The organism is Opitutus sp., from assembly GCA_024998815.1.
Taxonomy (GTDB): Bacteria; Verrucomicrobiota; Verrucomicrobiia; order Opitutales; family Opitutaceae; genus Rariglobus.
This window is the reverse complement of sequence record JACEUQ010000002.1, coordinates 370,974-393,937: the sequence shown is the minus strand read 5'-3', so window position 1 is coordinate 393,937 and position 22,964 is coordinate 370,974. Positions and strand designations below refer to the sequence as shown.

At 61.2% G+C, this 22,964-nt stretch carries 21 protein-coding genes; 6 read left to right on the top strand and 15 right to left on the bottom strand.

Features of this window, described 5'->3' with window-relative positions; translation table 11 throughout:
- Nucleotides 1-228: 228 nt before the first annotated feature.
- Complete coding sequence (locus H2170_09555; GenBank protein MCS6300331.1) at nucleotides 229-2,835, bottom strand: U32 family peptidase; 2,607 nt, start codon at nucleotides 2,833-2,835, stop codon at nucleotides 229-231.
- A 61-nt stretch (nucleotides 2,836-2,896) separates the two neighbouring features.
- Here H2170_09555 and H2170_09550 point away from each other — a divergent pair, with 61 nt between their 5' ends.
- Complete coding sequence (locus H2170_09550; GenBank protein MCS6300330.1) at nucleotides 2,897-4,150, top strand: ISL3 family transposase; 1,254 nt, start codon at nucleotides 2,897-2,899, stop codon at nucleotides 4,148-4,150.
- Between the two features lie 449 nt (nucleotides 4,151-4,599).
- Here the strand turns inward: H2170_09550 and rpmB are convergent, their stop codons facing one another.
- Together rpmB and H2170_09540 are read right to left on the bottom strand one after the other, a co-directional pair.
- Nucleotides 4,600-4,830 carry a 50S ribosomal protein L28 gene (gene rpmB, locus H2170_09545; GenBank protein ID MCS6300329.1) on the bottom strand — a complete coding sequence of 77 codons (231 nt, stop codon included), beginning with the start codon at nucleotides 4,828-4,830 and terminating at the stop codon, nucleotides 4,600-4,602.
- A 181-nt stretch (nucleotides 4,831-5,011) separates the two neighbouring features.
- On the bottom strand, nucleotides 5,012-5,992 hold the full coding sequence (locus H2170_09540) for an SAM-dependent methyltransferase (GenBank protein MCS6300328.1): 981 nt from the start codon (nucleotides 5,990-5,992) through the stop codon (nucleotides 5,012-5,014).
- A gap of 34 nt (nucleotides 5,993-6,026) precedes the next feature.
- On the opposite strand from H2170_09540, the gene H2170_09535 reads away from it, so the two are divergent.
- Entirely contained in the window at nucleotides 6,027-7,331 is a 1,305-nt protein-coding gene (locus H2170_09535) for a S41 family peptidase (GenBank protein MCS6300327.1), read from the top strand.
- The gene (tsaD, locus tag H2170_09530) at nucleotides 7,328-8,359 is read left to right on the top strand and encodes a tRNA (adenosine(37)-N6)-threonylcarbamoyltransferase complex transferase subunit TsaD (GenBank protein ID MCS6300326.1); all 1,032 of its coding nucleotides are present in this window, start codon (nucleotides 7,328-7,330) and stop codon (nucleotides 8,357-8,359) included. The genes H2170_09535 and tsaD overlap by 4 nt, the downstream gene beginning before the upstream one ends.
- A 190-nt stretch (nucleotides 8,360-8,549) precedes the next feature.
- Here tsaD and H2170_09525 read toward each other — a convergent pair whose 3' ends face one another.
- From H2170_09525 to msrB, 3 genes are all read right to left on the bottom strand, one after another.
- Nucleotides 8,550-10,397 carry a GreA/GreB family elongation factor gene (locus tag H2170_09525; protein ID MCS6300325.1) on the bottom strand — a complete coding sequence of 616 codons (1,848 nt, stop codon included), beginning with the start codon at nucleotides 10,395-10,397 and terminating at the stop codon, nucleotides 8,550-8,552.
- A gap of 152 nt (nucleotides 10,398-10,549) precedes the next feature.
- A complete protein-coding gene (msrA, locus tag H2170_09520) occupies nucleotides 10,550-11,131 on the bottom strand; it encodes a peptide-methionine (S)-S-oxide reductase MsrA (protein ID MCS6300324.1) in 582 nt (193 codons plus the stop codon).
- Nucleotides 11,132-11,143: 12 nt separating this feature from the next.
- A complete protein-coding gene (gene msrB, locus H2170_09515) occupies nucleotides 11,144-11,623 on the bottom strand; it encodes a peptide-methionine (R)-S-oxide reductase MsrB (protein MCS6300323.1) in 480 nt (159 codons plus the stop codon).
- Between the two features lie 307 nt (nucleotides 11,624-11,930).
- On the opposite strand from msrB, the gene H2170_09510 reads away from it, so the two are divergent.
- A complete protein-coding gene (locus tag H2170_09510) occupies nucleotides 11,931-13,238 on the top strand; it encodes an RNA methyltransferase (protein ID MCS6300322.1) in 1,308 nt (435 codons plus the stop codon).
- A gap of 170 nt (nucleotides 13,239-13,408) precedes the next feature.
- On the opposite strand, the gene H2170_09505 is transcribed toward H2170_09510, so the two are convergent.
- The 9 genes from H2170_09505 to pyrF form a co-directional block, all read right to left on the bottom strand.
- The gene (locus H2170_09505; GenBank protein ID MCS6300321.1) at nucleotides 13,409-13,663 is read right to left on the bottom strand and encodes a hypothetical protein; all 255 of its coding nucleotides are present in this window, start codon (nucleotides 13,661-13,663) and stop codon (nucleotides 13,409-13,411) included.
- Between the two features lie 112 nt (nucleotides 13,664-13,775).
- Entirely contained in the window at nucleotides 13,776-14,444 is a 669-nt protein-coding gene (locus H2170_09500) for a DedA family protein (protein MCS6300320.1), read from the bottom strand.
- A gap of 162 nt (nucleotides 14,445-14,606) precedes the next feature.
- Nucleotides 14,607-14,762: a small basic protein gene (locus tag H2170_09495; GenBank protein ID MCS6300319.1), complete on the bottom strand. Its 156-nt coding sequence runs from the start codon at nucleotides 14,760-14,762 to the stop codon at nucleotides 14,607-14,609.
- Nucleotides 14,763-14,799: 37 nt separating this feature from the next.
- Nucleotides 14,800-15,111 (bottom strand): divalent-cation tolerance protein CutA, encoded by a 312-nt coding sequence (locus H2170_09490; protein MCS6300318.1) that lies wholly within the window; start codon nucleotides 15,109-15,111, stop codon nucleotides 14,800-14,802.
- 157 nt (nucleotides 15,112-15,268) lie between these two features.
- Complete coding sequence (locus H2170_09485) at nucleotides 15,269-16,960, bottom strand: peptide ABC transporter substrate-binding protein (protein ID MCS6300317.1); 1,692 nt, start codon at nucleotides 16,958-16,960, stop codon at nucleotides 15,269-15,271.
- Between the two features lie 93 nt (nucleotides 16,961-17,053).
- Nucleotides 17,054-18,718 (bottom strand): peptide ABC transporter substrate-binding protein, encoded by a 1,665-nt coding sequence (locus tag H2170_09480; GenBank protein ID MCS6300316.1) that lies wholly within the window; start codon nucleotides 18,716-18,718, stop codon nucleotides 17,054-17,056.
- 38 nt (nucleotides 18,719-18,756) lie between these two features.
- Nucleotides 18,757-19,239, bottom strand: coding sequence for a 2-C-methyl-D-erythritol 2,4-cyclodiphosphate synthase (locus tag H2170_09475; protein ID MCS6300315.1), 483 nt, complete (start codon nucleotides 19,237-19,239; stop codon nucleotides 18,757-18,759).
- A gap of 36 nt (nucleotides 19,240-19,275) precedes the next feature.
- Nucleotides 19,276-19,956, bottom strand: a complete 681-nt coding sequence (locus H2170_09470) for a 2-C-methyl-D-erythritol 4-phosphate cytidylyltransferase (GenBank protein MCS6300314.1) — start codon at nucleotides 19,954-19,956, stop codon at nucleotides 19,276-19,278.
- A gap of 46 nt (nucleotides 19,957-20,002) precedes the next feature.
- A complete protein-coding gene (gene pyrF / locus H2170_09465) occupies nucleotides 20,003-20,701 on the bottom strand; it encodes an orotidine-5'-phosphate decarboxylase (GenBank protein ID MCS6300313.1) in 699 nt (232 codons plus the stop codon).
- A gap of 100 nt (nucleotides 20,702-20,801) precedes the next feature.
- On the opposite strand from pyrF, the gene ispE reads away from it, so the two are divergent.
- A complete protein-coding gene (gene ispE / locus H2170_09460; GenBank protein MCS6300312.1) occupies nucleotides 20,802-21,689 on the top strand; it encodes a 4-(cytidine 5'-diphospho)-2-C-methyl-D-erythritol kinase in 888 nt (295 codons plus the stop codon).
- Between the two features lie 194 nt (nucleotides 21,690-21,883).
- On the top strand, nucleotides 21,884-22,813 hold the full coding sequence (locus tag H2170_09455; GenBank protein MCS6300311.1) for an SDR family oxidoreductase: 930 nt from the start codon (nucleotides 21,884-21,886) through the stop codon (nucleotides 22,811-22,813).
- Nucleotides 22,814-22,964 lie beyond the last annotated feature (151 nt).

Here is a 22,964-nt window from a genome sequence, read left to right as displayed (position 1 = left end):
AGTCGCCACACCGCTTAGCCTCGGGCTCGGCACGGGGTATTAGAAAAAATGGAACCACGGGTTCGATTGGGGTTCTAAGCGTGCTGGATGGATGTGAATACCCGGACGTGCGACACCCGGGTTAAGTGGTAACTGGACCTGGCGGGATCGCTTGTGGTGCGATCCCGCCTTGGCCAGTCCCCTCCATCTCGCAGGCGGCTGGAGTGGCCAGACGGCGTACTGGGCGGGCTATCTTTTTTTGAAAATCAACTGGGGGGCCGTTTCCATCTGGCCGCGGGTTACACCTAGCTGGTTGAGCAGTTTCAGCTCCCGCCACAGGTCGGCCCCGTTGATTTCGGCGTTCAGGAGTTTTTTGTAGTGGGCGAGGGTGCGAGTCACCTCGGCGCCGCCTTCGTTCACGAATTCCACGCGGAAGTGGCGTGCACCCAGGTCGAAGAAGCGCTGGAAGTACTCCGCACCGGTTTGGGCGCGGTTGTTGTAAACGGTATTGCGGCAGCCGGCGTCGGCCTTGAGCGGCAACTCGGCGCCGACGCGGTCGCGCAGGGCAACCGCGTGTTTTTCGCAGGGCCGGCCGCAATCATGGTAGTCTTTGCCTTTCGATAGGAAGGCGCAGAAGACGCAGTGCTCCATGTGAAACATCGGCATGTGCTGGTGGATCGTCAAATCGAACCAGGCGCCCGGCGCCGCCTGCAGGAGCGACTCCAGCTGGAAGACGTTGAGGTCGTAGCTGGCGGTCACGCGCTCCAAGCCGTAGTTTTTAATGAAATACTCGGCGGTGAGCGGGTTGGCGACGTTGAGGGAAAAGTCGCCGCGTTTACGGTCGGCTTTGAAGAAGCGCAGGTGCTCGTGGTTGCGCACCAAGTAGCCGTCCGCCTCCGACGAGCGCACCTGGTTGAGGATCCATTCTTCACCCGGTTTGAAGATGCGCGGTGGGGCGACCCAGATCGCGGGCGCCTGAAGCGGCGCGCCGGACGTGGCGAGTGGCGCGCCCGGACCGGCCTGCCAAAGGCGGAAGCGCTGGACCGCATCGCGGTAGTGCTTGGGGTTTTCGAACTCGCAGTAGATGTCGGCGAAACCGCCGGCGACGAGGGTGGCGTCGAGTTGTTCCAAGCTGCGCACGACGATGATCAGGCCTGCGCGGTCGGGTGCGTTTACGGCCTTGGCGATCGGCGCGAGCACGGCGGGGCTGCTGGTGGGTTCGGTGGAGATTCGACCGGCGTCCGCCTCCGTTTTCGCCACGGCATTGAGCGTCCAGCGCTTGGGCTGGCCGCGCAGGCGATCGAGTTCGGTGGAGGCGTCGCGGCGTAAGCGGTTGAGTTCGCTCATGGGCAACATCACTGCGCCTTCGAGGTGCGCGGTGAGCACGCCGAGTTGAAAGGGCGTGCCGCCGAGGCGCCCGAGCTGGTCTTCGAGGCGTTGCTGGGTGAGCGGCTGGTTCTGGGCGGGAGCGAGCAGGACCTGGCTGTCGAGCTGCACCACGTGGCCCTCGCGGTCGTTTAAAATCAGGGTGAGCGGGGTGCCGGCGTGGCCGTGGACCGCGATATCAACGGGGCGGGTGAAGCGGATTTTTTCGCCTTCAAAGGTGGTGCGCAACTCGCGGTCGAGCGCGGGATCGTTGTTTTTCCATAGCAAATTCCCAGGGCGGATCTTGCGGAAGTTAATGTCGCCATGACCGAAGCGCAGGACGGTTTCCGCCGCTTGGCCGTCGCGCGCGCGCTGGGGCTCGACTTGGTAAACGCGGCCGCCCTCCTCGCCTGCGGCGTGGTTGCCGGCATCGAACACGACCCCGTCGCCGGGCTTGAGGGCGCTCTCAAGGCGGATGGCGACATGGTCGTCGCCGACGCGTGAAATGGTCCCAAGAAGAACGCCGCGCTTGGTTCCGAAGCGGCCGTGGGCGAGCTCCTGATTTTGGATACCGTTAAACCAGCCGGTGTAGAGGCCGCGCGAGAACGTCATCGAGAGTTCGTAGCGGGCGCGCGCGGAGTCGAACGGCACGTTGCCGGCAGCCGCCAGCTCGGCAAAGATTTTGTCGAGCGCCTGGCGGTAAACGCGGGTGATGCTGGCAACGTACTCGGGGGACTTGAGGCGGCCTTCGATTTTAAGCGAGGCCACGCCCGCCTTAACCAACTCGGGCAGCACGTCTAGGCCGGCGAGGTCCTGTGGGCTGAGCAGGTATTTGCGGTCGCCGAGTGGGACGACTTGGCCGTCGGAAATGAGATCGTAGGGCAGGCGGCAGGCCTGGGCGCATTCACCGCGGTTGGCGGAACGCCCGCCGAGCGATTCACTGGTCAGGCATTGGCCGGAATAGGCGACACAGAGCGCCCCGTGGACGAAGACTTCAAGGGGCAGCGGAGTCAGGGCGGAGGCGCGTTGGGCCGCCTGAATAGCCTCGATTTCCTTGATCGAGTTTTCGCGCGCGAGCACGACGAGTTCGGCGCCAAGATCACGGGCGAAGGCCACGCCGGCGTCGCCGGTCACGGTCATCTGCGTCGAGCCGTGGATGGGGAAATCGGGGGAAATTTTACGGATGAGTCGGCAGATGCCGATGTCCTGGACGATGGCTGCATCGACTCCAGAAGCGATGATGGTGCGCAGGTAGTCCTCGGCGTCGGGCAGTTCGGCGGTGAAGACGAGGACGTTAAAGGTAACGTAGCCGCGCACGCCGCGCTTATGGAGAAATTCCATGATGGCGGGCAGGTCGGCCTGGGTGAAGTTTTTGGCCCGCATGCGGGCGTTGAACCGTTCGAGGCCGAAGTATACCGCGTCGGCACCGTTCTCGACGGCGGCGCGCACGCATTCCCAGTCGCCGGCGGGTGCAAGTAGCTCGGGGCGCATCGGAAATGGGTTCTTCCCGTTTTGTTGTGGGTTCGGGCATAAAAGCAGCTAAAAAGTAAAGATGAGCATAAGCGCACATGAACATTACCGGCGGTTGCTGTTGCTGCCGGAACCGTGGGAAGTAACCAAAGTGGAGGAAGACATTCTCGGACTAAACGTGACGGTCTGGTTACGATGGCCAGACGGGGCCAAGGTGCCGTGCCCAGTGTGCGGTCAGTTGATGCCTATTTACGACCGAATGAAGGAGCGGAGTTGGCGTCACCGTGATGTGATGCAATATCGACTCGAACTGCGGTGCGCGGTGCCCCGCTGCGATTGCGAGGAGCATGGTGTTAAAACGATGCACGTGCCGTGGGCCGAACCAGGCTCGCGGTTCACCTCGCTTTTTGAAAGCTTTGCCGTGGCCGTGATCGCCTCTAGCCGATCGCTAAGCCAAGCCGCCGAGTTGCTGGGACTTCATTGGGATAGTGTACAACGTATAATCGATCAGGCTGTTGAGCGAGGCTTGGCGCGGCGAAACCTCGACGGCATCACCCGAGTTGGCTTAGACGAAAAGAGTTTTTTGCGCGGTCAAAGCTACGTTTCATTGATGACCGATCTCACCGGTCGGCGGGTACTGGACGTGGTTCCAGGCCGGGATACAGGGAGTGGGTTAAAGCTTTGGGCATCATTATCAAAGGAGCAAATTGACGGGATTGAAGCCGTCGCGATGGACATGGGTGCATCCTTCATCGCCGCCACCCACCAGGCCGCGCCCAACGCTGACATCGTTCACGACCGCTTTCATGTTTCAAAGCCTATGAACGAGGCGGTCGATCATACCCGCCGGGATGAGGCCGCTGAACTCGCTGCCAAAGGCGATGACATCTTAAAACGCACTCGCTTTCTTTGGCTGCATGGCATCGTTCCTGATGACCGCAAAGAGCACTTCGAGGCGCTGCTGGAGTCCAATCTTCGTACGGCCAAGGCATGGGCTTATAAAGAGCAGCTGGTCGAGTTTTGGGGACAACCCAACGCCGATGCGGGTAATACTTTCTTCCAGCTGTGGTATCGCTCGGTTATGAGTAGCCGCCTGCCCAGAGTCAAAAAAGTAGCAAAGTCACTAAAAGCCCATCTGGCCGGATTACTGACTTACTTTAAGCACCGTATTTCGAATGCACTCACCGAGGGTTTTAATTCAAAAATCCAAGCAATTAAAGCCGATGCTCGTGGCTTCCGTAAGTTCGAAAACTATCGCACCCGTATTCTTTTCTTTTGTGGTAAACTCGACCTCGAGCCTAATTTCCCCCCAGCCCTAACCCACAGTATTCCGTGAAGAACCCGGAAATGGGGGCTGCACGGTCGGGCTGGCGGCTTGGGCGGTGGATGCGGAAAGTGAGTCGGCGGGCATGGTCGTGGTGCGGACGATGGGAATCCGCTGGGAAGGGGCAAGCCCCGCACAGCGGCTTCTGCAATAGGGTTTCCGCGGGTGCGCGGGCAGCTTGCCGTACTGGCAACGCCGGGGAGCGAAATTCATCCAGTCGGCTGGCTCGGGAATACTAATTCACGTTCATTTTTAGATTTACGAAATCCTTGAGCTCACGCTCAAGGCCACACGAGACGTGAATACACTCCCGTGGCCTTGAGCGTGAGCTCAAGGTGTTTTTCCCAGAGGTATCCTCTCCGCCTTAAGGCGCCGCCGCCCGCTACTCGCTTTCTGTGACGCAAAAAAACCCGCGACCGGAAGGTCGCGGGTTTTAAGCAAGGAGGTTTTAGCCGGTGGGCTTAGACCTTCTCGACGAGGCCGGCCTTGATGGCCTTGACCGAAACGAGAACGCGCTTGGTGCCGCCATTGGCGGTCCGGATGCGGATCTTTTGCAAGTTCGGACGGAACTTACGGGAGGTGATCGAGGTGATGTGCGTGCCGATGCCGCCGCTTTTCTTCGACTGACCCTTGCGGTGAATGATGGATCCCACGGTGGGACGTTTGCCGGTGATTGCGCAGATTCTAGCCATATAAAAGGTTGTTAAAGGGTCACAGGTAAAAGTCGGAGCCAGTCCGAAGCAAGGGCAAAGTTCAGTCCTTTTTCGAAACTTCCGGGAGGGCGTAAAGAAGCCGACCGCATAGCCAGAAGTAGTCCACGTATCAGTCGGCAGTCCCTCTGGCTGGATCGCTAACTGGCGTAGTGGTTCCTGCCTATCGTCTAGCGTGCAGCACCTGGAATTTTTGGCCTAAATGCGAGGGATGCAGCAGCTGCAGCAGCGCGAGTTTGCGCGGGCTCACGCGCGTGGCTTCCGCCGCCATCGCGTGAGCGAGAAACGCTCCAGCGTGATGAATGAAAAACGCCTCTTGGGACTCCACTCGACTGCCGGTGCAGCCCGCCGTGTCCAGCGCGGCCTGCAACCAATCCCAGCAGACGTGTCCGGTGAGATCCTGCTCCCCGGCTCGTGCAAGCAGTTCGTTGGATTGAGTGTGCTGGAAATACGCGCGCGCCGTCCCCGCCGGCGTGGCGGTGGCCAGCTCGGCGAAGGATTTGCCGTAGTCGAAGGCCACGAAGAGGCCCGTCCACGGTTGCGCGGCGATAGCGGTGGCGAGTTCGGCCGCGGCACGGGGCGCGTCAAAGACGTTGCCCTCGCTGGCATCGGGCGGGAGCCAAGACGCGTTGGTCTCGGCCAGCTCGATTTCGTGCAACTGGTCGCCGCGCAACTGCACGCCGAGTTCACGCCAGGTTTCACCGCGACGTATAAAACGGCGTAGGGGCTGGGCATCGAAGAGTTCGTTGGAGAACACCACGCAGGGCCCGGCGAGTTGTTGCGCCTCTCCCACGCGCACGGTTCGCGCCGAGGCGAAGGGGTGGGCGACTCCCGCCAGCACTCCGGCACCGGCTTCCGCGCCGATTTCCACGAACGCGTGCTCACGGGCCCGAGCTTCTCCGCCAAGGAGCGCAACGCACGCCGCCGCGACCATCTCGCCAAAGACCGGCCCCGAGGAGCTGGCCGTGTAGAAGTCCGTGCCGGGTGCATAACCGACACGCGTGCGATCCTGCCGGTAATAGCCGAGCTGCGGGTGGTAGAGCGCCAGCTCCATGAAATCGGCGAACGACAGGACTCCGTCGGGCCCGGAGCGGGCAAGAAAGGCGGCGGCGAAGGCAGGTGAAGTCGTGGCGGATGATCCCATTTACAAAGTCGATGAGTTGGCCACAGTCCCGAAGATGCTCAAACGCATTCTCGTGATCGCCGCCGGCGTGTTGCTCGGCGCCTTGCTCTCCGTGGGCTCGGCGCGGGTGGCTGCGGCCTGGGGTTTTTGGCCCAATCGCGAGCTCGATCAATCATCCCGCTACGTCCGCGAGGTGCTCAGCGCGGTCAACGATAACTACGTGGACGCCGACAAGGTGGCCTTTCCCAAGTTAACCGAGGCGGCGCTGCGCGGGATGCTCGATTCGCTGGATCCGCATTCCGAGTACATGAACGCGCGTGACTACAAAAAGCTGGAGGAGGACATCAGCAGCGAGTTCGGCGGCATCGGCGTTCAGGTTGAGATGCGCAACGGCAAGGTCGTGGTCATCGCGCCCATCGCCGGCACTCCGGGGGCCAAGGCGGGCATCCTGCGCGGCGACGTTTTTTTAAGTGTCGACGGGGTGAAGCTGGAAAAGCCGGCTCTCGACGAGGTGATCGGCCGGTTGCGCGGCAAACCCGGAACGCAGGTGCGGGTTGGGTTCACGCGCCCGTCGACGTCCAAGGACTTCGAGGTAACGCTGAAGCGCGAGCGCATCAAGGTGGAGAGCGTGCGCGAGGTGCACCTGCGCCCCGACGGTATCGGGTATTTGGAGATCACCCAATTTGGCGAGCGCACCAGTGAGGAATTTATCGGGGCTTTGAATACGCTGAACGCCCAGGGCATGCGTGCGCTCATCATCGATCTGCGCGATAACCCGGGCGGGCTGCTCACGGCGGCGGTCGAGGTGGCCGAGCCGTTTTTTACCAAGGGCGAATTGATCGTCTACACGCAGGGGCGCAAAACACAGGACCGCGACGAGTACCGTGCCACCGCGCCCGAGGCCCCTTTGACGCTGCCGCTGGCCGTGTTGATCAACGGCGGTAGCGCCAGTGCTGCCGAAATCGTCTCCGGTGCACTCAAGGACACGCGCCGCGCCGTGGTCGTTGGCGAGCGTTCCTTCGGCAAGGGCTCCGTGCAAACCATCCTGCCGCTGCGCCAAGGCGAGGGACTGCGGCTCACCACTGCACGTTACTACACACCGAGCGGGGTAACGCTCCACGAAAAGGGCGTCGTTCCCGACGTGGAAGTGGTCATGTCGAGCGTCGAGGATGACAGCGCACGCATCCAGCGTTCGCGCGACGACGTGGTGGATCCTGTGGAGTTCAAGGAGCGTTTCAGTATCGAACGCACGCCCGATCGCCAGTTGGACGCCGCAGTTGCCGTGCTCCAGGCCTCCATCCTTTTAGAAATCCGCGGTGACCGGCCCGCCGCCGCGCCGCTTGCAGCCAAAAAACCATGATCCTCGCCATAGAAAGTTCCTGCGACGAAACCGCCGTCGCCTTGTTTGACCCCACCACCGGTTTGATGGGCGAGTGGATTCACAGTCAGATCGCGCTTCACGGCCGTTACGGTGGCGTGGTGCCCGACCTGGCGACCCGCGAACACCTGCGCAACCTCGGCCCGCTGCTTGAGCGCGTGCGGGAGTCGGCCGGCTTTGACCGCATCACGCAGGTGGCCGTTACCCAGGGTCCGGGCTTGGCGGGATGTCTGGCGATTGGCGTGGCGGCGGCGAAGTCCCTTGCGTTGGCGTGCCGTGTGCCGCTGCTCGCGGTGAACCATTTGCGCGGCCACGTTTTTTCGCCGTTCATCGGCGTGCACGCGGAGGCACCGGCGGAATTTTCCGCCCGCATGGAGGCGTTGTTGCCGCACCTCGGGCTGGTGGTTTCCGGGGGTAATACGCTGTTGTTCACCTTGGATCGGGCGAGGCGTATCCAAGTGGTTTCCTCGACCAAGGATGACGCGGCGGGCGAGGCGCTCGACAAGGGCGCCAAGCTGCTCGGGCTCGGCTACCCGGGCGGTCCGCTGATTGAACAACGCGCGCTGCGCGGCAACCCGGCGGCGTTTGATTTTCCGCGTGGAATCGGCCCACGCAGCGACCTCGACTTTAGCTTTTCAGGGCTCAAAACGAGCCTGCGTTACCAGTTGGAAAAGATGACGCCGGCTGAGGTTGAGTCGCGCATGGACGACTTGTGCGCGAGTTACCAGCAGGCGGTGGTGGATGCGTTGGTACGTAAGACGACGCTGGCGTTGGCGCGTGAGTCCTTCCGCAGCCTAGGTTTGTCCGGCGGAGTGGCCAACAACCAGACGTTGCGCGCCGCGCTGGGCCGAGTGGCGAAAGCCGACGGGATTCCGCTGCTGGCGGCGCAGCCCAAGCACACCGGCGACAACGCGGGTATGATCGCCTTTGCGGCTTGGGTTGATCCGACGGTGCAGCCGGTTGAGCCTCTGGGCTTGCTGTGCATTGAGCCCGGATTGGCGTTGGGTTGAATGCGGTGAGCGGTTCGAAAAGTAGCGCAGACTTCCAGTCTGCTTTGATTCGGCGGTAATGGCTCGGGGCAGACTGGAAGTCTGCGCTACTTTTCGGCAACGGAGCTATATCGGATTGGGCCGAATGGACGCAAAAAAGGCCGCCTGTGAAGACGGCCTTTTTTTTAGCGCGTGCGAAACGATGGCCGGATTAGCGGCTGTCGATGTAGCGACCGATGGACTTGAGGGTGTAGGTTTCCTCGGAGGTACCGATCTTTACCTTGACGCTGTCGCCGACTTTTTTGCCCAGCAAGCCGAGGCCGAGCGGGGTCTTGTAGGCGAGGATGTTCTTCTCTGGAACGCTGTCCCAGGCGCCGAGTAGCGTGTACTTGGCGGTCTTGCCCGTGGAGGTCACCGAGACCTCGATCACGCTGCCCACGCTGACCTGCTCAACGGTGGCTTCCTTGAAGTCGGTGATGCGGGCGCGGCTGAGTTCGCGCTCCAGCTGGGACTTCTGCGCCATGAGGATCGTTTGGTCCTGTTTGGCCATCTTGTATTCGGAGTTTTCCTTCAAGTCGCCGTGCTCGCGGGCGGTGGCGATGGCCTTGGAGTTTTCCGGGATCTTCTTGGAGACGATGGTCTCGTACTCGACGCGCTTGATCTCGTAGCTCTCGCGGGAAACGAGGATCTGCTCCTCGGTGGACTCCGCGTCCTTAGCCACGATGGACTGAATGCCGGGGAATATCTTGATGAAGCGGGCGAGCAGGGACTTCTTGGTCAGCTCCTCGAAGCCCTGATTGAGCATGAGCGCGTTGGCCAGATCGCGGGCTGTCTCAGGATCGGCGGTGGAAAGCAGGTCGGCGATCAGATCGGTATCCTCGGAGAGGATATCACCGAGCGGGATACGACGGGCGCTAGCGGCTTGCAGCGCCTCGTAGTCGATTGCGAAGAACACGGCGCTGAGCAAGCGCGGGGTGATCAGGTCGTTGAGCAGTTTGGCGAACTTCTTCGAGTGGCGGTTCTTGACGATCCACAGGAGGACGGGCGCGCGCAGATTCTGCTCGATCTGCCAACGCTTGAGTGAGGCGGCGAGCTCGTCGGAGTGGCCGTGCTCAACGAGGAAGTTGATGCATTCGGTGGTGAACTTGCCTTGCGAAGTCTTGAGGAGCGTAAAGGCGGCGTCGCGATATTCGATCGGGTGGGTGTCCTTGACGAGATCGAGGAAGCGGCCTTGGAACTGAACCGGGATCTTCTCAGCAATGGAAACCAAGTCGCGGGTGTTGCCGATCAGTTCGGCCTGCGACGGAACGAGGGTGGCGGGATCGACGCCGACCTGTTTGGCGAGGGCATCGCGCACGAAGGCGCCATACAGACGCTCGGCTGTGTCGAGCTGGTTGGACTCTTTAACCGACTCGGTGAGACCGGCGAGGATGACATTGAGGTCGCCCTTGACCTCTTTGGAACCGGAGGCGGCGACCAGATCTTCGGCCAAGGCGATACGGCGACGGGCCGAACGGGTGGCGTTGAACTGCTCAATGATTTCGTCTTCGGCGGAAACGGGGACTTCGCGCAGCACGTAGCACTCGGTCTTCTTGGCGGGAACGGCAATACGAGGGTCCTTGGCGATGGCCTTCTTGGCGGCGGACCACCATTTTTTGAATTTTTCTTCGCCGACGACTTGGGCGAGGGTGATTTCAATCTCGATGGCGGTGGCGGCGTTATTGGGGTAGGCCTGAAGACCGTCCACCAGCAACTGTGCGGGATCCTCGGCGATCAGCTTGGTGATGGCGGAGGGCTCAGTCTGCTTGCGAACCAGAAGGTGGTTGGCGGGGAGGATCTGGAGCGTGCCAATGCAGAACGCAGGGTCCATCGGGTGGCCCTTCTTGTTGTTGAAGTCGATGATGAGCTTTTGTGAAGACTCGTCATAGGACTTGATCTGGCCGAAACCCCAACTGCGATGGATGCCGTAGGAACCGGGTTCCATGGCTTCGAGTTGGGCTTTGGAGGCCTTGAGCAGGGGATTTTTGGCGATGAGCGCAGAGACGGCTTCCGAGTTCATAAATAGGTTATTCGAGTCGTGAATTGGTGAGTAGAACGCATGCGATGCGGTTCTGTCAATCAGTGGGTTTTTGCGGGGGCTCCATAAGGGGTAAAAAAAAGGCCCGCTCGGTGGAGCGGGCCCTTTGCATGAAAATCCAGTATCGCTTTGCTTCAGGGTCGGGGTGCGAGGCCTTTTTTGAGTTTATCCACCTTGGGCTTGATCACGTAGGTGCAATAGCCCGCATTCGGGTTTTTGGCGAAGTAGTCCTGGTGGTAATCCTCGGCCGGCCAGAAGCGCACGAGCGGCACGATCTCCGTGGTGATGGGTTGGGTGAAGGTGGCGGCGGCTTGCGCGCGGGCTTGTTCGGCGGCGGCTTTTTGCGCGGCGTCCGCGTAGAGGATAATCGAGCGGTACTGGCTGCCGTGGTCGTTGCCCTGGCCGCCCACCTGCGTGGGGTTGTGGACTTTCCAGAAAAATCCGAGCAGCTCCGCAAGCGTGATTTGAGCCGGGTCGTAGTCGATTTTGACCACCTCGGCGTGACCGGTGTCACCACGACCGATTTGGGCATAGGTCGGGTTCTCCAAAGTGCCGCCGGCATAACCGCAGGTCACCGTCGTCACGCCCCCCTTGAGTTTGTAGGTGGCATCGAGGCACCAAAAACAGCCGCCGCCCAGAACCAGAGAGTCGGCCCGGCCCGTGGGCGCGGCGAGTTGGGCGAGGCTGAAGGCAGCAAGAAGTAGGGGCAGGCGCATAACGGTGGTGGGTTAGGGTTTTTCCGTGGTCGGTTTGACGGGTGCGGGGGTGGCGGCGGTGGTTTTATGCTGGGCCACCCACGTGTCGTACTCCTTGCGCGGCATGAAGCGGAGCGAGGCCGAGTTGATGCAGTAGCGTTTTCCGGTGGGCTTGGGGCCGTCGGGGAAAACGTGGCCTAGGTGGGCGCCGTCGTTGGCCACATGCACTTCCGTGCGGCTCATGCCGTAGCTCACGTCGGTCTGCTCTTTAATAAAGAGCGGCTCGATGGGCCGGGTGAAACTGGGCCAACCGGTGCCGCTGTCGAATTTGTCGCGACTGTCGAACAGCGGGGTGTCGCTGCAAACCGAGAAATAGACGCCGTCTTCGTGGTGATTCCAATAGGTGTTGGAGAAAGGCGGCTCGGTGCCCTGCTGGCGGGCGACTTTAAACTGAATCGGCGTGAGCAACTGTTTCCACTCCTCGTCGGTGCGTTGCACGGTGGTTTTGGACATGTCGATGATGACCTTGGAGGGCAGGCCGCAGGCGGAAACGCAGGTGGATGAATCGGTGGCGGCGCCGGTTGAGTGGAGGTTGGTCATGGTGGTTTGGGCGAAAAAATGCGCGGCTAACAGCGGGGCGCAAAGCAGAAGCAGGGACGATTTCATGGTTTGGGTGAGAGTAATGGGGCGATGTTTTGTTCCCGCAATCGGGTGCGGTCGTCCCAGACCGAGCCAAGCTGGGTGGGCAATGCCATAAGGCAAACCCGCCGCTTGGCTTCGAGCTTGCAAGCGAGGCGCGCACCCCGAGCTTGGTTCCCACATGACAAAACCTTTTAAACCCAGCGGGCCGGTTGATGCTTGGACGATCTCCGCCGAATTGCTGGTGCGCTGGCTCGAAAACAAGGAGCGCGTCGACGCCCTTCTCGATAGCTTGCCGCGCTCCCTTGGCCGCACCGAACGCGCGCGTTGCCAGCACTTGCTCTTCGGCGCGGTGCGCAACCTCGGCCGCATCGAGGCGATTTTCACTCCCTTGCTGGCGCGTCCGCCGCGCCCGATCGTCAAAGCCGTGCTGCTGCTGGCCGGTTACGAGCTGATTGAAGGCGGTGGCGACGGCCATACCGCACGGGTGGTTCACCACGCGGTTGAGCAAACCAAGACTATCGCCAGCCAGCCTGAGGCGAAGATGGTCAACGCCATCGTGCGCAAGATCGCCGCCGCTCTGGCTGCGCAAACCGTGCCAGCTGCCTCCGCTGGAGCTATCGAACTGGCTGCGTATTTCTCTCACCCCGAATGGCTGGTGCGCCGCTGGCTGGCCCAGTTCGGCGCCGCCGCCACCCGCACCCTACTGGAGTGGAATCAGAAGCCCGCTCCCGTTTACGCTCGCTGGCGTATCGCCGGCGGCGCTCCAGCCGAGGCCGATGCGGCGCTGTTTGTGGCGACGCCTTGGGCCGGCTTTTACGAGGTGAAATCGGGGGCCTGGTCGCGCGTTGAAGCGTTGATCAACGAGGGCGTGATTTTCCTGCAAGACCCCGCTACCCGTCACGCGGTGGAGTTGCTTGCCCCTAAGGCTGGTGAAACCGTGCTCGACGCCTGCGCCGCTCCCGGCGGCAAGAGTTTGGCGATATCCGATGCGATGGGTTCAGGCCGCGTGGTCGCTCTCGATTTAGCCGGTCCGCGTATCGAGCGGCTCACACAAAACCTTTCGCGCGCCAAGGGCGACGTGGCGTTGGTCCAGGGCGACGTGATGCAGGTCGAGCGCCTCGGCGTGTTCGAGGAGCACAACTTGCCCAAGGCCTACGACGCCGTGCTGCTCGACGTACCGTGTTCCAACACCGGCGTCATGCGCCACCGCGTCGACGTGAAGTGGCGCCTGCAGGCCACGGACTTTTTCAAGCATGCCTGCCAACAGGCCGAAATGCTCAGCGCGGCCGCGCGTTTGGTGGCTCCGGGCGGGCGGCTGGTGTATTCCACCTGCAGTCTCGATTCCGAGGAGAACGATTCGGTCCTCAAGGCGTTCCTAGAAAAAACGCGCGGGCGTTTCACTCTGGAAAGCAAACGCATCAGCCAGCCGTGGACTGACGGCCACGACGGCGCTGCGGCGTTCGTATTGCGCAAAGCGGTGGGCTGAAAAGGCCGGGGCTCACAAGTGGGCCAATGCCTCCCCGCTGAGCGGTTGACTGGCGGGGATACATGGGGAGTGCAGCGTTTAGGGAATACCAATTCGCTGCACTCGCTACTCGACTCAAAGAGGCGGCCCAAGGTGGCTGGGCCGCCTCCATCGCCAATGGGAAATCGCCATTATTTAACCGTATCGGGCTTCATGTCAGCGTCGGCCTTGGTTTTGGCTTTTTTCGCTGCTGCGGCTTTTTTTTCCGCCAGTAACGAGGTGCGCTCGGCTTCGTCGAGTTTACCGTCTTTATTGATGTCGTACTTTTTAAGGACGGCAGCTGAAACGGGTTTCTCCGTTTGGGCGTCTTGGGCCGACGCGGTCGAAACCGAGAAGGCTAGGAGAGCGAGGCTGCCGAGCAGGGCGGGCGTGATGAGTTTTTTCATGTGAACAAAGGTTCGCCAATGCGGACCTGCCACTTCTCTCAAGGTTCCCGAGCGGTTTTCCGCCTCACTGGAACGTGTCAACGCCCGCTCCCTAAAGGCGGCTACCCACGGCTCAGGAGTGCAGGCGCTTGGCGCGGTGCGCGCTCCAAGCTCGTACGGCTTCGACCACGATGGGCAGCACGGAGATCAGGATTATCCCGATGATGACCAGTCCGAAGTTTTTCTTAACCACCGGCACGTTGCAGAAAAAGAATCCGAGGTAAATGAACGCGTAGATCCAAATAAACCCGCCAATGACGTTAAAGGCAAAGAAGCGGCGATAGCTCATCGACCCGACCCCTGCCACGAAGGGGATAAAGGTACGCACGATCGGCACGAAACGGGCCAGGATGATAGCTCGGCCGCCGTACTTTTCGAAGAACTCATGGGCTCGCTGGAGGTGTTTTTTGCGCAGCCAGATCGAGTCCTCGCGCCGAAACACTGCGGGGCCGAATTTGCTGCCTATCCAGTAGTTCAACGAATCGCCGATGACCGCCGCGATGAAGAGAAGAAAGGCCAAAAGGTGTACATTGAGGCCCGATTCCGGCAAGGCGGTCAGCCCGCCAGCGGCGAACAGGAGCGAGTCGCCAGGAAGTAGCGGCAGCACCACCAGGCCGGTTTCCGCAAAGATGATCAGGAACAGCACTCCGTAGGTCCAAAGCCCGTAGTTGGCACTGATCTCCGTGAGGTGGACATCAATGTGGAGAATGAAGTCGAAGAGTTTTTTGGTGAGGTCGAGCATGAGGGCAAGAGGGTGCGAGGGTGATACGAATTAGGGCTGGCGGCGTAAGGGCGTTCTTGAGCTTGGATGCCTATTGGAACGGTGTTCGTAGTGTCGGTGCACAAAAAAGCAGGCAGTCTTGCGAACTGCCTGCTTTTTAAAAGCGATCGAGGGACCGCGCTATTAGACTTCGGGCTTGGTCTTGCGCAGACCGGCAACCCGGTCGCCCTCTTTCCATTGGCCGCGCTTCTTGAGTACGGCTACGCGTTCAAAACGCTTGAGAACGTTACGTTTGATGACGATGCCGGAGGCGCCTTGGAGACTTTTGTGCTGTGACATGGTGATTAAGAAAAGAGGATTTCGACTTGTGAAAGGGTTAGGGGTTAAGGCGCGATCGGGCCCATGACAAGTACTTTTCCGAAACATGTTCGGTCTTTATCACAATCCACTCCGGAACTTGGTAGGGATGGCGGGCATGAACCCAGGGTTCCAGGCTAGCGATTTGAGCCGGCATGCCTTTGAACGTGACCCGATATTCCTCGGATTTTTCCTGTGCGCCGTCCCACAGATAATGGGATGAGATTGGGCCTTCAACTTGTGCGCACGAAGCGAGATGCGCGGCGACTGCGGCGGCCGCTAGCTGGTCGGCGCTGGCACGGTCCGGAAGGGTAGTCCAAGCAATGCGCATCGCCTTAACGCAACCCGTACGCCCGGTTGGTGCAAGCACGCGGTGCGGTTCGGTTGGCTACTGCGCGGGGATGCATGACGTGGGAATGGATGCAGTGCGCAGGCCTCTTTCGCCCTCTTCTGGCAGCGGGGGCCACAGCGGGCCAACTCGGGCGCGCCTAACGGGCTAGGTCCACCCATTTCCATCCCCGGCTATCCAGCGGATTGGTTGTCCAGTTCAGCACCTTGGGATTGAGCGCGTAGACACGGCTATAGAAATAAATCGGGATCACCGGGGCTTCGTCGGCGAGGATCGCCTCGAGTTTCAGGTAAACCGCCATGCGCTCCGGTTCCGTTTTGGTTTCCAGTGCACCGCGCAGCAGCTGGTCATAGGCCGAATTTGACCAACCGGTCTGGTTGTTGCCCCCGCCAGTGATCCACAGGTCGAGAAAGGTGTGCGGGTCGTTGTAGTCGCCAATCCAGCCAGCGCGGGCGACCTGGAAATTACCCGTGCGCTGGGAATCGAGGTACACTTTCCATTCCTGGTTGGTGATCGTGGCGTTTACCCCGAGGAGGGTTTTCCACATTTGCTGGATCGCCTCGGCGATGATCCGGTGGCTCTCGGAGGTGTTAAATAGGATATCAATGGGCGGCAGGTTTTGTCCGTCGGGATACCCCGCCTCGGCGAGAAGGCGTTTGGCTTCGGCGAGGTCGCCCGTGAGCTGCGCGGAGGCGGTGAACTTGTGGGAGGGCGGGGTGAAGTGGAGGGCGGGAGACTGGCCCCCGCTACGCAGAATGCTGCGAATGATGGCCTCTCGATCGATGGCGAGTGCAAGGGCCCGGCGGACACGGCGGTCGTCGAGGGGCTTTCGGGTGACGTTGAGCCGGTAATAATAAACGCCGTAGTAGGGGTCTTGGCGGTAGCTGGCGGGGTTTTCGCGGCGATAGGTTTCGGTTTTTCCGAGCGGCAGGGTGTTGCAGTAGTCGAGTTTGCCGGTGCGAAAGAGCCGCTCCTCGGTTTCGGCGCTGTCAATCGCGTAGAATTCGATGCCGTCGAGGCGCACGTGGTCGTGGTCCCAGTAGGTGCGCGAGCGGGCTACGGTGATTTTCTGGTTGGGTGACCATTCGACGAGGGTGAACGGGCCGTTGCCCACGTAGTTGCCGGGGCGTGTCCAGGCGTTGCCCTTGCGGTCGGGCTCCCCGAATTTGCGCAACGTGGGCAGGTGCACCGGGAACCAGGCGTAATGCTGAAGCGATTCGAGCAGGAATGGTGTCCGGTGTTTAAGCGTGAGGAGGAGGGTGTGCGCATCGACGGCCTGGGCTCCGACTTTGGCGAAATCGGTGAGTTTCCCTGTGTTGAACTCCTCGGCGTTGACCAGGTGGAATAACTTGTAGGCGTATTCAGCGCCCAGTGACGGGGTAAGGATGCGCTTAAACGAACTCACGAAATCCTGTGAGGTCAGCGGCTCGCCGTTGGACCACTTGGCGTTGTCGCGCAGGTGGAAGGTGTAAGTCAGCCCGTCTTCGGAGATAACCCAGCGCTCGGCCATTCCGGGGGCGATGCCGCCGTCGGGCGCGTAGGTGACGAGTCCCTCGAGCAGGGCGGAGATGATCTTGTGCTCGGGTACGCCGGTGACCACATGCGGATCGAGATCCTGGGGTTCAGTGCCGTTGCCCACGCGCAGGATTTTGGGGGCGTCTGCGGCGGCGACGGATGACGTGGAGGCAGTGGAGCGGGCAGGAGTGGGCTCGTTTTTCGAGCAACCAGCCACAACCGTGAGAAGGCCGAGTGCGGTGAGCAGGCCGAGTACCGGGGTGGCGGCGAACAGGCTGAGTGCTGTCGGAGAGGCGAACGGGGTGAATCGACTCATGGAGCGGCGGAACATGGCGGTTGAGGGAGGGATGATTTAACCGCAGGTGACGGACGGGAGCGCGACAGCCACCGGAACAACTACCACAATGGGTTAGTTGTTGCCCTGCGGCGCGGTGCTGGAGGACGGTGCCGCCTCAAGCGAAACGTGTTTGTAGGGATGATGGTCGAGCAAGGTGGAATGCCATCCTTTGACCGCTGGGTTTTTTAAAAAAACGTGGGTGTAGGTGTAGAGCGGGATGAAGGGGGCGTCGGCTACGAGGAGTGCTTCGGCCTGTTGGAAGAGGTCGTGGCGGGCTTCGGTATCGGCGGTGCGTGCAGCTTGGAAGAGTAACTGGTCGTAGGCGGGTTTGCGCCAGCCGCTCGAGTTGTTGCCGCTGTCGGAAGTCCAGACAGAAAGGAAGGTGGCCGGGTCGCTGTAGTCACCGATCCATGACGAACGGAGGATCTGGAAATCCCCTGCGCGACGGGCGGCCAACACGCTCTTGCCTTCCATGTTGAGCAGGCGGACTTCAAGACCGAGTTCGCGGCGCCAACCGGCCTGAACCGCTTCGGCGATGATGCGGTGGTTGTCGGAGGTGTTGAGCAAGAGTTCGAGAATGGGCGCGCCTTTACCGCCTGGATAACCGGCCTCGGTGAGCAAGCGCCGGGCTTCATCGTAATCGGTGGAGAAGCGGGCCGCAGCGGTGTAGCCGGCGGTGCCGGGAGGGGTGAAGGCGTAGGCGGGCGTCTGGCCGCCGCAGAGAATCTTTTCGGCTATGCCGGCACGGTCCACGGCGAGGGCGAGGGCACGGCGGATTTTGACCTCGTTGAGAAAGGGCCGGTTGGTGTTGAGCGTGTAGTAGTAGGTTCCCAGATACGGGTCGATGCGCAGCAGCTCGGGGTGATCGGCGCGGTAGGCAGCGACTTTCGCGAGCGGGAGCGCCTCGGTGAGGTGGAGCTGGCCGGAGCGGAATGCACGCTCTTCGGCGTTGAGGTCCTCGATCGGCAGGAAGCGGATCGCTTTTAACTGCACGATCGAGCGGTCCCAGTAGGTGAGGGACTTGACCACCTCGATGTGCTGGCCGGTGCGCCATTCCTTGAGTGTGAAGGGGCCGTTGCCAACAAAGGTGTCGGGCCGGGCCCAGGGGTTGCCACGCACATAGGGATCCCCTGATTTGTGGAGGGTGGGCAGGTGCACGGGCCACCAGACCCAGTGTTGTAAAAGGGATAGAAAATACGAGGCGGGGTGCTCCAGGCTGATGCGCACGGTGCGGGCGTCCGGCGCGGAAAAACCGACCTTGGTGAAGTCGGTGAGCGCGCCCTTGTGGAAGGCTTCGGCGTTTTGGACGATGTAGAGCAGGCTCGCGTTGTCGGCAGCCAGCGAGGGGGTGAGCACGCGTTGCCACGAGGCCAGGAAGTCGCGCGCGGTGACAGGCTCGCCGTTGGACCAATGGGCGTCGGCGCGGAGGTGAAAGGTGTAGGTGAGTCCGTCTGGGGATAACTCCCAGCGTTCGGCGACTCCGGGCACGGGGGCGAGGGTCTGCGGGTCTTCGGCGACCAGTCCCTCAAACAGGGCGGAAAGCACGGTGTAATCGTTGGCGGTGGTCGCGAGGTGGGGGTCGAGGTCAGCCGGTTCGGGGCCCATGCCGCGAAGGAGCGTTTGTTCCCGGTTGCCACGCTCGACGGCGGTTTCGCGTTTCGAGCAGCCGGTGAGGCCAAACGGGATGGCCACCAAAAGCACCAAGAGGCACAAAGCTACGGATCTGCGAGCGGGCATGTTTTTGTGGGCTTTTGTGGTTTCGGTGGCGGCGGCGATCATGACTTGGAAATTAGCGCGACGGCGTGGGCTGCGATGGCGAGCCCTTGGCCGATTTGATCAACACCCTCGTTGGTCGTGGCCTTCAGGCCGATCTGCGAGACGTCCAGGCCGGTCGAATGGGCGAGGGCCGCCTTCATTTCGGCGAGGCGGGGGTAGATCTTCGGGAGTTCCGCGATGAGCGAGGCATCGAGGTTAACGATTTGCCAGCCGCGTGTGCGCAACTCGGCGGTTACGCGTTGGAGCAGGACCTGCGAGTCGATGTTTTTGTAGGCCGGATCGGTGTTGGGGAAAAAATGGCCGATGTCGGGCAAGGCGGCGGCGCCGAGCAGCGCGTCGCAAATCGCGTGGGTCAGGCAGTCGGCGTCGGAGTGGCCGTCCAGGCCCACGGGGCACTCGGGGAAATGCACCCCGCCGAGGATCATCGGCCGCCCGCTGACGATGCGATGGATGTCGTAGCCGTGACCGATTCGTAAATTCATAATAATCCGTGCACCCAAGGGCCAAACGCCAAGCTTTTAGGCGGTCTGCTGGGTGAGCAGATACTCGAACCAGGGCAGATCAGCCGGAGTGGTGAGTTTGGGGTTGGGGAGTGGGTTTTCGAGGATCGCGATCGGGTGCTTGAGCAGTTCGACGGCGGCGGCGTCGTCGGTGATGTGTAGCCCTTTCTTGGCGACCTTGGCGTAGGCTTCGACGATCAGATCACGGTCGAAAACCTGCGGGGTTTCCATCGCCCAGAGTTTGTCGCGGTCGAGCGACTTGAGGTGGCCGTCGACACGGTGCTCTTTAATCGAGTCGGTGACGCGATGAGCGAGTACGACCGCGTCTTCACGCAGCACGATTTTGTGCAACGCGATGAGTTGATCGACGGTCACAAAGGGGCGCGCGCAATCGTGGATAAAAACCTTGCTGATGTCGGGTGGCAGCGCGGCAAGCGCCGCAGCGACCGAGTCTTGGCGTTCTACGCCGCCGGGCACGAAGAGGGCGGGGGTGGGCGCGTAGGCGGACAACTCCATCATCTGCTTCTGATCGCGGTAAACGATGACGTAGAAATCGGACACACCACTCTCGGCAAAGGTGGTGGCGGAGTGGACGAACAGCGGGCGTCCGCCGAGGGGAGCGAGGATCTTGTCCTCGACGGCTCCGTTCATGCGTTGACCGCTACCAGCGGCGAGGAGAATGGCGGCGGTGCGAGGCATTTTTTTAAGCGGTTTAGACGGACGTTTGGGGTGACGACTTGGCGGTTCAGGCGGACGCGAGTTCGGCCAAGATGGCGCGGGTGGCCGCAACCGGATCCTTGGCTTTGAGAATGGGGCGGCCAACTACGATGTAGCTGGAGCCCGCACGTGCCGCATCGGCCGGGGTCATGATGCGTTTTTGATCGTCGCCGCCCGCTTCACCGGCGGGGCGGATGCCGGGGGTGACGAGTTGCACGCCGGCGGGAAGTTGCGAGCGCAACAGGCCGACTTCCAGCGGCGAGCAAACCAACCCGGTGAGGCCGGCCGTCGCGGCGAGTTGCCCCAAGCGGGCAACTTGAGCCTCGGGGCTGACGTTAATGCCCAGTTCGGCCAGGCCGCTGGCATCCATCGAGGTCAGCACGGTGACGCCGAGCAGGAGTAACTCGGGTTTGGTTTGGAGCTGGGCCTTGCGGGCGAAACTCATCATCTCGCGCCCACCGCCGGCGTGCAGCGTCAACATTCCGATCGGCAGGGGGGCGAGGGATTCGACGGCCTTGGCAACGGTGTTGGGGATGTCGTGCAGCTTGAGATCGAGGAAGATGTTGAACCCCTCGTCGGCCACTGCCTTGACGTAATCAGGGCCGTAGGCGGTGAACATTTGCAGGCCGATTTTTACCCACCGCAATTCACCGCGCAGTTGGCGGAGCAGCGGGGCAGCTTCTTCACGGGTGGGAACGTCGAGGGCGAGGATGAGATCGCAAGGCATGAGATTGGCGCCATTAATGCACGTGTTTAGCGGTTAATCTAAAGAAAATTCGTCCGCAGTGCTGATTGGCTTTTCTTCATCGGGGCAGGTGGGTTTAGTGATGGGTGTGCGTATCGAGCTGCCCTGTCCTGCGAAACTTAACCTCTTCCTCGCCATCACCGGCCGGCGCGCGGATGGATTTCACGACCTCGTTTCGGTCGCCGCACCGCTTGAATTTGGCGACACCCTCACGGTGGAATCTCGGCCCTCGGGATTTACCCTGGAGTGCGATGATCCGTCGCTGGAGATCGATGAGACTAACCTGATTTTGCGCGCGGCCCGGGCATTTGCGCTGGCGGCGAAGTGGGATGGTGGCGCGCATTTCTCGCTAAAAAAACGCATCCCCATGGGTGCGGGCCTCGGTGGCGGCAGCAGTGACGCGACGAGCGTGCTGCTGGCCTTGAACCAGCTCGCCGGCACCGTGCTCAAGCGCGATGAGCTGGTGGCTGTGGCCGGGCAACTGGGCTCGGATTGCGCACTTTTCCTCGCCGGTGGCCCAGTCGTTATGCGCGGGCGCGGTGAAAACGTGCAACCGCTACCGGCACAGGCGGCGCAGCGGTTGCGCGGACGGCGCGTATTGATATTCAAGCCGATGTTCAGCATCAGCACGGTTTGGGCTTACCGCCGCATGGCAGCGGGCGCGCCGGCGACCTACCTGCCGCCAGACCAAGCCGAGGCAAGGCTTACGGCTTGGATCGGTCTACCCGAGGCCCCGGCCGAAGCGCTGCTTTTTAATAACATGGAGGTGCCGGCATTCACCAAGTTCATCGCCTTGCCCGTGCTGATGGAACGGTTGCGCGCGGAGTTTAACCTCGTCCCCTGCATGAGTGGCAGCGGCAGCGCCTGCTTCGCGTTTTTGCCTGAACACGCGCCTGTATCCACAATCACCAGCCGGATTCGGGAGCTGTGGGGGGCGCAGGCCTTTGTGGTCGAAACGCGTCTCAGTTGAACGGGATCGCGGAAGTTTTTTTAGTGGGGCGCGCCAAGGGATTGGCCCACGAAAACCATCTTCACGGTTAAAAATCCGGCGATTCCGTATCAATCGGTCTTTTAGCCACGCGATGAAACGATTGTGCGGGAAGGCGCATCGCGTCGACTTTGGTTTCGACTTCGCATGCGCCAGTCCTTCGACTCCGCCCCATCATGCGTATTCTTGTCACCGGCGGCGCCGGCTTTCTGGGTTCCCACCTTTGCGACCGCCTGCTCAAGGACGGTAACGACGTCATCTGCCTCGATAACTTTTTCACCGGTCGCAAAAGTAACATAGCGCATCTCCACGGCCGTCCCGATTTCGAGTTGGTCCGCCATGACGTCATTGACCCGTTCAAGTTCGAGGTGGATCAGATCTACAACCTGGCCTGCCCAGCCTCGCCGCCGCATTACCAGTTCAACCCCATCAAGACGACCAAGACCTCGGTCATGGGCGCAATTAACGTGCTGGGTCTGGCCAAACGCGTGCATGCCCGCGTATTTCAGGCCAGCACCAGCGAGGTGTACGGCGACCCCGCCATTCATCCCCAGCCCGAGAGCTACTGGGGCAATGTTAACCCGATCGGCAAACGCTCCTGTTACGACGAGGGTAAACGTGTCGCCGAGACCCTGTTCTTCGACTACCACCGCGAGAACAAGGTCGATATCCGCATCGTGCGTATTTTTAACACCTACGGTCCGCGCATGCACCCGAACGACGGCCGCGTCGTCTCCAATTTCATCGTACAGGCGCTCAAGGGCGAAGATCTCACGATCTACGGCGACGGGCTGCAGACACGCTCCTTCTGCTACGTGGACGACCTGATCGAGGGTTTTGTGCGCCTGATGAACCAGACCGAAACGGTTGGCCCGATCAATATTGGTAACCCCGGTGAGTTCACCATGCTGCAGCTCGCCGAGCTCACGCTCAAATTGGTCGGCGGCAAATCCAAGATCGTGCATCGCCCGTTGCCCTCGGACGACCCCAAGCAGCGTCGCCCCGACATCACACTCGCGCAAAAGTATCTGAATAATTGGGCGCCAACCGTGCAGCTTGAAGAGGGCCTGCAGCGCACCATCGCTTACTTCAAAACACAGGTTTGAGGTGAAATTCGGTGTAGGGCGATAAGGGCGCAGCTTGTCCGAACGCTTTCCATTTTTGCGCCCGCGTTTATGAACGGGCTGGACGCGCCAATGAAACTGAATCACGCGCGAACGAAGGGGCCGGTTGCGCCAATCATGAGTAACGGGTTAT

Bases quoted from the DNA above. Each gene is read 5' to 3' on its own strand.
- H2170_09500 (MCS6300320.1), bottom strand. From the start codon at position 14,444: ATGCTCGACCTCACCAAAAAACTCTTCGACTTCATTCTCCACATTGAT.
- H2170_09490 (MCS6300318.1), bottom strand. From the start codon at position 15,111: ATGCGCATTGCTTGGACTACCCTTCCGGACCGTGCCAGCGCCGACCAG.
- H2170_09495 (MCS6300319.1), bottom strand. From the start codon at position 14,762: ATGTCACAGCACAAAAGTCTCCAAGGCGCCTCCGGCATCGTCATCAAA.
- rpmB (MCS6300329.1), bottom strand. From the start codon at position 4,830: ATGGCTAGAATCTGCGCAATCACCGGCAAACGTCCCACCGTGGGATCC.
- H2170_09455 (MCS6300311.1), top strand. From the start codon at position 21,884: ATGCGTATTCTTGTCACCGGCGGCGCCGGCTTTCTGGGTTCCCACCTT.
- H2170_09470 (MCS6300314.1), bottom strand. From the start codon at position 19,956: ATGCCTCGCACCGCCGCCATTCTCCTCGCCGCTGGTAGCGGTCAACGC.
- H2170_09510 (MCS6300322.1), top strand. From the start codon at position 11,931: ATGACAAAACCTTTTAAACCCAGCGGGCCGGTTGATGCTTGGACGATC.
- tsaD (MCS6300326.1), top strand. From the start codon at position 7,328: ATGATCCTCGCCATAGAAAGTTCCTGCGACGAAACCGCCGTCGCCTTG.
- msrA (MCS6300324.1), bottom strand. From the start codon at position 11,131: ATGCGCCTGCCCCTACTTCTTGCTGCCTTCAGCCTCGCCCAACTCGCC.
- pyrF (MCS6300313.1), bottom strand. From the start codon at position 20,701: ATGCCTTGCGATCTCATCCTCGCCCTCGACGTTCCCACCCGTGAAGAA.
- H2170_09485 (MCS6300317.1), bottom strand. From the start codon at position 16,960: ATGAGTCGATTCACCCCGTTCGCCTCTCCGACAGCACTCAGCCTGTTC.
- msrB (MCS6300323.1), bottom strand. From the start codon at position 11,623: ATGTCCAAAACCACCGTGCAACGCACCGACGAGGAGTGGAAACAGTTG.
- H2170_09535 (MCS6300327.1), top strand. From the start codon at position 6,027: ATGCTCAAACGCATTCTCGTGATCGCCGCCGGCGTGTTGCTCGGCGCC.
- ispE (MCS6300312.1), top strand. From the start codon at position 20,802: ATGGGTGTGCGTATCGAGCTGCCCTGTCCTGCGAAACTTAACCTCTTC.
- H2170_09480 (MCS6300316.1), bottom strand. From the start codon at position 18,718: ATGCCCGCTCGCAGATCCGTAGCTTTGTGCCTCTTGGTGCTTTTGGTG.
- H2170_09550 (MCS6300330.1), top strand. From the start codon at position 2,897: ATGAGCATAAGCGCACATGAACATTACCGGCGGTTGCTGTTGCTGCCG.
- H2170_09525 (MCS6300325.1), bottom strand. From the start codon at position 10,397: ATGAACTCGGAAGCCGTCTCTGCGCTCATCGCCAAAAATCCCCTGCTC.
- H2170_09505 (MCS6300321.1), bottom strand. From the start codon at position 13,663: ATGAAAAAACTCATCACGCCCGCCCTGCTCGGCAGCCTCGCTCTCCTA.
- H2170_09540 (MCS6300328.1), bottom strand. From the start codon at position 5,992: ATGGGATCATCCGCCACGACTTCACCTGCCTTCGCCGCCGCCTTTCTT.
- H2170_09555 (MCS6300331.1), bottom strand. From the start codon at position 2,835: ATGCGCCCCGAGCTACTTGCACCCGCCGGCGACTGGGAATGCGTGCGC.
- H2170_09475 (MCS6300315.1), bottom strand. From the start codon at position 19,239: ATGAATTTACGAATCGGTCACGGCTACGACATCCATCGCATCGTCAGC.